Here is a 7,091-nt window from a genome sequence, read left to right as displayed (position 1 = left end):
TTAATCTGGTCACCTCCAAATGCTTGGCGTCCGACAGCAGTTGAGTCAGGAACTGCCTTGGGCCGTGCGTCACGTACTGTCCAGTAGCCGCCCAACGTGCCACAGTGTTTGCGTACCCGCTTCTACAGGAGGACTGCTGTGACCGTTCGCGACAACACCAACCGACGACTCAAGGAAGTTCTGGACATCATGGCCGCAGGGTCATGGGAGGACCAGAAGCCCAACGGGGGAGAGGTCCTGGCGGAAGCCGTGGCCCGCATCCCGTTCACGAAGGATGAATCCGAACTGCTCAGCGGCGGCATTCCACGCGGGCACAAGAACCTCACCAAGGCAACAGCCGAGCTAGTCAAGGCTGGTTGGATGACCAAGGGCCGCAGCGGCTGGGAAATCACCGAGGACGGACTGAAGGCGACTGTCGCGTTCAAGACAGTCGATGCGCTGACGGCTGCCCTCGCCGACGGGACGCCAGTCCCGGCACACACCCCGCTGCCCTCCAAGCCTGTCGCCAAGAAGGCCGCTGCCAGGAAGCCGCCAGCAAAGGCTGCGGCCACGAAGAAGGCGCCCGCCAAAGCAGCCCCGCGGAAGACCGCGGCCAAGGCGCCTGCAGAGGCGTCCGCCGTCGAACCTCAAGACCAGCCGGACTCCGTGGCCCTCGCCGGCGACTTCGGCACCGTGCTGGGTGCCCTGGATGACTGGGATCCCAGCCACAGCAGTGTGCAGATGAAGCTGGACGCCAAGCGCGGCACGTGGAAGCTTACCGCGGACCTGCCAGCCGGCAAGTACAGCTACAAGGCCGTGGTGAACGGTTCCTGGGACGAAAACTACGGTGCGTTTGGCCTGCTAGATGGCGCAAACCACGAGTTCGAGCATGCCGGCGGCGAGGTCACGTTCCACTATGACCACGCTACGAAGGACGTGCTGCGGGGCTGATTGCGGGTGCCCTGGGTCTCGACGCGCTCGCAGAGCTCGCTGCTCGACCAGCGGGCTTACCCGTGCATCTCGCGGTACGCCTCCGCGGCCGCGGGGTGCAGCGGCAGGCCTCCCGTGCTGATGAGCGTTTCCCGGCTCAGGAACTGGATGCCCTGGCTGGACTTGGGGATCAGGTCCCTGGCGTGGTTGACCAGCAGCCGCACCGTCCGCTTGGCCGTCTCGGCGTCAAGGTCCGCCCGGCACAGCAGCAGGTTCGCCACCCCGGCCGTCCCCACGGCCGGGGTGCCCACGTAGCTGTTGGCGGGGATCAGCACACGTTCGTAGTATTCGCCGTAATTGCTCCGCAGCGTGGGCAGCACCGGCGACAGCTCGATGAACCTCAGCCCAAAATTCCCGTTCGCGGCCGTGATGGCCGCCGTCGGTAGTCCTCCCGACCACAGCAGCGCGTCAATGGAACCGTCCTGCAGCGCAGCCAGCCCGTCGTTGAGTCCCAGCTGGCGCTCCACAATGGGGTGCCCGGACGACGGTCCCAGGCCGGCTGCCGAGAGAATCCTGCGGGCCGTCAGCGTGGTCCCGGAGCCGACCGCGCCCGTCCCCACCGGCCTCCCTGCCAGGTCCGACAGCGTGCGGATGCCGCCGTCCCTGCGCACAATGCAGTGCAGATAGTTTTCGTACACCTTGCCGAGCGCCACCACGCGCCCCGGATTGGCTCCCATGAGCTGCGCGGCCGTGTCCGCCAGCACTGCGCCCATGGTTGCCTCGCCTGCGAGCAGCCGCTGGAAATTGTCCGCGCTGCCGCCCGTAGAAAGCGCGACGGCGGCCTTCGCCACCCCATACTTTTGCAGCGCCGCGGCCAGCAGCCCCGCGAATTCCAGGTAGAAGCCGCCCGATTCCCCGCCGGCCACCACGATCTTCCCCAGCGGTGCCGGGGCGCTGCACGCCGCCAGGGCAGGGAGTGCCACGCCCGCCAGAGCGGTGCCGGCGGCCCAGCTTAAGAGTTGACGGCGAGTGGGCGGCTGGATGCCGGGGTCTCGGCCACTGGGGTCTCGGCCACTGGGGTCTCGGCCACTGGGGTCTCGACGCGCTCGCAGAGCTCGCTGCTCGACCACCGGAGCTCGCTGCTCGACCACCGACGCTCGCTGCTCGACCACCGGGGCGGGGTTGCCGGGGTCTCGACGCGCTCGCAGAGCACGCTGCTCGACCACCGGGGCTCGCTGCTCGACCACCTCAGCTCCCATCACCGGCGAAACACCAGCCTTGCCCGGAGGCCATGCGGCTGCACAGCCGAGAGCACCAGCTCGCCGCCGTTGGCCCGCGCCAGCCTGTCCACAATCGTCATCCCCAGGCCAGTGCCGGCCATGCCGCGGTGCTGCGGCGCCCGCCAAAACCTGGCCACAGCGGAAGCCAGCTGTTCGGCTGGGAGTCCGGGACCGTCGTCGGACACGTCAAGGTGCACCTCGCCGGGACCGGACCCCACGCTGACTTCCACGGTGCCGCCCGCCGCGTACTTGATGGCATTGCCCAGCAGCTCGCCCACCATCTGGGCCAGTTCAAGCGGGTTGCAGTCCAGCTCCACGTCCCCAGCCGGCTCCGGTCCCCACACCAGGGTGGTCCCGTTCAGTGCCGCCGCGGCGCCGGCGCGCTCCAGTTCCTCCTGAGCAATCAGGGCGGGGTTCGCGCGCGCCCTGGCGGGGGAGGAGGGGCCAACCGCCTGCCGGGCCTGCCCCTCGGAGAGGCGGTTTTCGGCCGTGGCCAGGGTCAATACGCCGTCCAGCAGCCCTTCCACCCGGTCCAGCTCCGCCAGCACCGGCTGGATCCCCTCCCTGCCCGGCCCGTCCGTGAGCTGGAGCTGCAGAAGGTCGGCGCGCAGCCTCAGGGCGGCCACGGGGTTGCGCAGCTGGTGCGAGGTGTCGGCAATCAGCTGGCGCTGCTGGTCCAGGCTTTCCTGCACGGCCGCGGCCATGGTGGTCAGGGAACGGCTGAGCTCGCGCAGTTCCGGGGGGCCGTCCTGGGGAAGCTGCTGCATGGACCCGATGGCCTCCAGTTCCAGCACGGCGGAATTGAGCCTGTGGATGGGCCGCAGCACCCACCCGGTCACCCTCGCGGCCAGGAGCAGCAGCCCCGCTTCCAGGACGACGGCGGCAACAATCACCAGCAGCCACAAGGTGCGCAACTTGGCCTGGGCCGGGGCCGTGTCGACCTCCAGCACCACCTCGCCCAGCACCTGGTTGGCGCTGCCAAAGGACCTCGACACCAGCCTCGAACTCGGGCCAAGGGGCCACAGCGGCTCCACGGACGTGAGGCTGAGGTTCAGGCTGGCATTGAAGAAGGCGTCCTTGACGTCAGCCCGGTTCGGGTCCAGAGACCCGGAGGCCAGCACCCGGTCCTGCGTGTGGACCAAAATGCCCTCCCCGTAAAGGTTGGAATAGGAGTCCATTTCCGTTTGCAGCACTGTCCAGTCATTGGAGGCGGCGGCCTCGGAAGCCACCTGGGCCAGTCGGTTGAGAGAGGCCACCCGGTTGATCTGCAGTTCCTGGGTCAGTTCGCGGCTGCCGGCGCTGAGCAGCGAGTACGCCAGGCCCAGCACCAGCAGCAGGGAGAGAATGCCCAACACCCCCAGCACGCGGACCCTCACGGCGGGTTCGCCTCGAAGCGGTAGCCCACCCCGCGGACGTTGACAATGTAGCCGGGCCGGCCCAGCTTGGCCCGCAGCCCGGTCAGGTGGACGTCCAGGGACCGCGACGCTGCCGCGAACGCGTCTCCCCACAGGGAGTCCATGATTTGCTGGCGGGTGGCAATGGAGCCGCCGTGCTTGACCAGCAGGGCCAGCAGCTCAAACTCGGTGGGCGTCAGGCTCAGCGCCCGCCCGCCCACCTCCGCCGTGCGGTGGTCCAGGCTGACAGTGACGTCCCCCGCCGCGAGCTCGCTGCTGGGCGCCGCCGCCCGGCCCATGCGCCTGGCCACTGCCTCAATCCGGGCCAGCAGTTCATTGAGCTTGACGGGCTTGATCAGGTAGTCGTCCGCACCCAGGCGGAGCCCGCGGACCACGCTCCGTTCATCGTCCCGAGCCGTCAGGATGATCACGGGGTTCAGCGTCACCTGGCGCAGCTTCCGCAGCACCTCCAGCCCGTCCATGTCCGGCAGGCCCAGGTCCAACAGGATCATGGCCGCCTTGCGGTGCTGCAGCAGCGCATCGCTGCCCCGGGAAACCCTCTCTGCCCTGTGCCCGGCGGAACTGACGGCCGCAAGCAGGGCGGAAGCAACGGCGTCGTCATCTTCAACGATGAGCAGGTCCACGCTTCAGTCCTTCCCGCGAAATGGCGCCTTGGGCGTGAGCTTACAGGCTACCGGGCGGGGGTGTCCTCGAGAACCGGGGCGCCGCCGTCGTGCTTGGAATTGCGCAGTTCCGACTCGATGTGGGAGGTCTTGGAGGACTCGCCCATGCGCCAGTAGGAAATAAGGCTTACGGCGATGCAGGCGGCCACGTAGTAGTAGAAAACGGTCTCCAGGCCTATGCTCTTCAGGCCCAGGGCAATGAATTCCGCGGTGCCGCCGAAGATGGCCACCGTCAGGGCGTAGGGGAGTCCAACTCCGAGGGCCCGGATTTCCGTGGGGAAGAGCTCGGCCTTCACGATGGCGTTGATGGAGGTGTAGCCGCTGACGATGACCAGGCCCACCATCATGAGCAGGAACGCGCCGACGGGGTTCTTCATCCCCTGCATGAGCATGAACAGGGGGACCGTCAGAAGGGTGCCCAGGATGCCGAAGCCCAGCAGAAGCGGGCGGCGGCCGATCCTGTCAGAGAGCGCGCCGGCCACGGGCTGCAGGACCACGAAGGCCAGGAGTGCGAAGAAGTTGATCCAGCTGACCGTCTCCTTGTTAATGCCCACGGTGTTCACCATGAACTTCTGCATGTAGGTGGTGTAGGTGTAGAACGCGACGGTGCCGCCCAGGGTAAGCCCGACGACGGTCATGACTGCCTTGGGATGCTGCAGCAGGATCCGGATGGTGCCGGCCTGCGCGCTGGATTCCTGGCTCAGCTGGGTGAACTGCTCGGATTCATCCATGGTACGGCGCAGCCACAGGACGGTCAGGGCGAAGATGGCGCCGAGCACGAAGGGGATGCGCCAGCCCCAGCTCTTCATGTCGGAGTCGCTCAGGATTTGTTGCAGGACGATCTGCACGCCCAGGGCCACCAGCTGGCCGGCAATCAGGGTGACGTACTGGAAGCTGGAGTAGAAGCCGCGGCGGCCGGTGCTGGCCATTTCCGAAAGGTACGTGGCGGAGGTGCCGTACTCCCCGCCGAGGGACAGGCCCTGGATTAGCCGGGCCGCGACCAGGATGATGGGTGCCCACACGCCGATGGTCTCGAAGCCCGGCGTGCAGGCGATGATCAGCGAGCCGGCGGCCATGACCGTGATGGAGAGGGTCAGGGCGGCGCGGCGGCCGTGCCGGTCTGCGTAGCGGCCCAGCAGCAGGCTGCCGATGGGCCGCATCAGGAAGCCGACGGCGAAAATCGCCGCCGTGTTCAGCAGGCGGGAGGTGGGGTCCCCGGAAGGGAAGAACTCCGCGGAGAAGTACACGGCGAAGGCTGCGTAAACGTACCAGTCGTACCACTCGATCAGGTTCCCCACCGAACCCTTGAAAATGTTGCCCGTGATGCGTCGCGACGTTGCGCGCTCACTAGCCTTTGCCTTGTCCACGGATGCTCCTCGAAGATTGGAATTCGGCCGCCTGGCGGTTCAGGGGCTGAAGCCAAATTAGGCGTGATTCAGGGCACATCCAAGCGAATCCGGGCATTCCTAACGCTTCCTTAGGATTGCGGGCTGCTGCTTGCTTCTTGCTGCTTGGGCTGGGCGTTTTTGCGTGGCGGGATTCTTTCGTGGCGCCTGCGGCTGCATTCCACAAATTAATCTATGCGGCGTGTGCGTGAGCGCGTAAAATGTCCGCTAGGCTCACCGGTTAAAAATCCACAACCGGGGGCCGCTGCTGGTGCCACGAAGCACCCAAGCTGCGAGGCACGCAAGCACCTGGTGACAGGCACACCCACAACTATATTCACCGTCATCATTCGAAGAGGCTGACCATATCCGGCGCAGGTCTCATTCCAGCAGAGGCAAGTCCAGGTGCGTAGGGGCGCCGCGCGGGCTCCCAGCAGAAAGCCGCCACACAAACGTTTACCTCTTCAACAGATCCATTGGAGAGAATAATGAAGCGCACACTTGGCGCCATTGCCGCCGCCGTGGCACTCGTTGCTGGAACAGCCGGCGCGGCCTCGGCCAACACCATTCAGACAACCCACGGAACCGTCATCAATGACTTCATTCCCGTCACCTGCGCCGGACCGGGCGTGACTGCCTTTGCGGGCACCGGGAACTGGGTCCAGCACCTGACCGTCAACAACGCCGGCGACTCGTGGTTCACCCTCACCGAGGAGGGCCAGGTGACCCTCTGGACCACCACCTCCGACGGCCCCACCGCCTGGACCGGGCACGTTCAGGAATGGTTCGGGGCTGAGGACAACAACAAGAACTCCGTCCAGCATGCCACCATGAACTTCCAGGGAACCAGCACCACGGACCCGTCGAAGACGCTCAGCATGCACGCCGCATTCACACTCACCTTCAACGCCAACGGCGTCATGACCGTCAACAACCAAACGGTCAGCTGCCAGTAGTTGGCAGCCTTTGGCGGCGGGGCCCTGTTGGGAGCCCTGCCGCAAGTTGCCAGGCTCGACGCCGGTGGGCTTGCTTCCGGTGCCGGGCCTGGTTTGTGCGCGGTGGCGGCGGCGCGGAAAGGCGGGGCTCGGTGGCAGGGGATATAGAATATTTGTCCTAGGAACTATTGCGTTTCGGTTACGGTGCGGGTAGTGTGGGTTCATGGACGGGTTGGTGCCTGGCCCCGGGAACGGGGAATCCTCCGCCGCACAGGATGTGGCGGCGGTCCTGGCCGCCGTGTCCCTGCCCGCCGTTGAACCGTTTGGCCCCGGCAGCGCCTCCCTGGCCGGGCTGCCGGCATTCATCCCGTACCCGGTCCCCGACCCGGAACCGGCCTCCCGTGCCTCCACCGCCCGGGCCGTGCAGGCCGGCACGGCCGCGGCCCTGGAGCAGCTGCGGGTCCTGGAATCAGGGCTCGCGGCGGTAAAGGCGGCCCTGGTGGCA

The 7,091-nt window shown here is 66.8% G+C and carries 7 protein-coding genes; 3 read left to right on the top strand and 4 right to left on the bottom strand.

Annotation, left to right across the window (positions count from 1 at the left end; translation table 11 throughout):
- The first annotated feature begins 138 nt into the window (after positions 1–138).
- Positions 139–930: a pullulanase X25 domain-containing protein gene (locus G6N77_RS19225; protein ID WP_370875239.1), complete on the top strand. Its 792-nt coding sequence runs from the start codon at positions 139–141 to the stop codon at positions 928–930.
- 56 nt (positions 931–986) lie between these two features.
- Here the strand turns inward: G6N77_RS19225 and G6N77_RS19220 are convergent, their stop codons facing one another.
- The 4 genes from G6N77_RS19220 to G6N77_RS19205 all read right to left on the bottom strand — a co-directional run bounded on the left by G6N77_RS19220 (position 987) and on the right by G6N77_RS19205 (position 5,633).
- On the bottom strand, positions 987–2,039 hold the full coding sequence (locus G6N77_RS19220) for a TAXI family TRAP transporter solute-binding subunit (RefSeq protein ID WP_370875273.1): 1,053 nt from the start codon (positions 2,037–2,039) through the stop codon (positions 987–989).
- Positions 2,040–2,167: 128 nt separating this feature from the next.
- Positions 2,168–3,565 (bottom strand): sensor histidine kinase, encoded by a 1,398-nt coding sequence (locus G6N77_RS19215; RefSeq protein WP_165183780.1) that lies wholly within the window; start codon positions 3,563–3,565, stop codon positions 2,168–2,170.
- Positions 3,562–4,227, bottom strand: coding sequence for a response regulator transcription factor (locus G6N77_RS19210; RefSeq protein ID WP_165183779.1), 666 nt, complete (start codon positions 4,225–4,227; stop codon positions 3,562–3,564). The genes G6N77_RS19215 and G6N77_RS19210 overlap by 4 nt, the downstream gene beginning before the upstream one ends.
- A gap of 47 nt (positions 4,228–4,274) precedes the next feature.
- On the bottom strand, positions 4,275–5,633 hold the full coding sequence (locus tag G6N77_RS19205; RefSeq protein WP_165183778.1) for an MFS transporter: 1,359 nt from the start codon (positions 5,631–5,633) through the stop codon (positions 4,275–4,277).
- A gap of 506 nt (positions 5,634–6,139) precedes the next feature.
- Here G6N77_RS19205 and G6N77_RS19200 point away from each other — a divergent pair.
- On the top strand, positions 6,140–6,607 hold the full coding sequence (locus tag G6N77_RS19200) for a hypothetical protein (RefSeq protein ID WP_165183777.1): 468 nt from the start codon (positions 6,140–6,142) through the stop codon (positions 6,605–6,607).
- A gap of 202 nt (positions 6,608–6,809) precedes the next feature.
- Positions 6,810–7,091 (top strand): hypothetical protein (locus G6N77_RS19195; RefSeq protein WP_205678446.1); only part of this gene is annotated, 282 nt, incomplete at its 3' end.

The organism is Arthrobacter silviterrae, from assembly GCF_011045165.1.
Classification (GTDB): Bacteria; Actinomycetota; Actinomycetes; order Actinomycetales; family Micrococcaceae; genus Specibacter; species Specibacter silviterrae.
The sequence above is the reverse complement of the archived record's forward strand: the minus strand, read 5'-3'. Positions and strand labels throughout refer to the sequence as shown.

What these genes read in the sequence shown, in the direction of transcription:
- G6N77_RS19200 (WP_165183777.1), top strand. Translation starts at nt 6,140, where the DNA reads ATGAAGCGCACACTTGGCGCCATTGCCGCCGCCGTGGCACTCGTTGCT.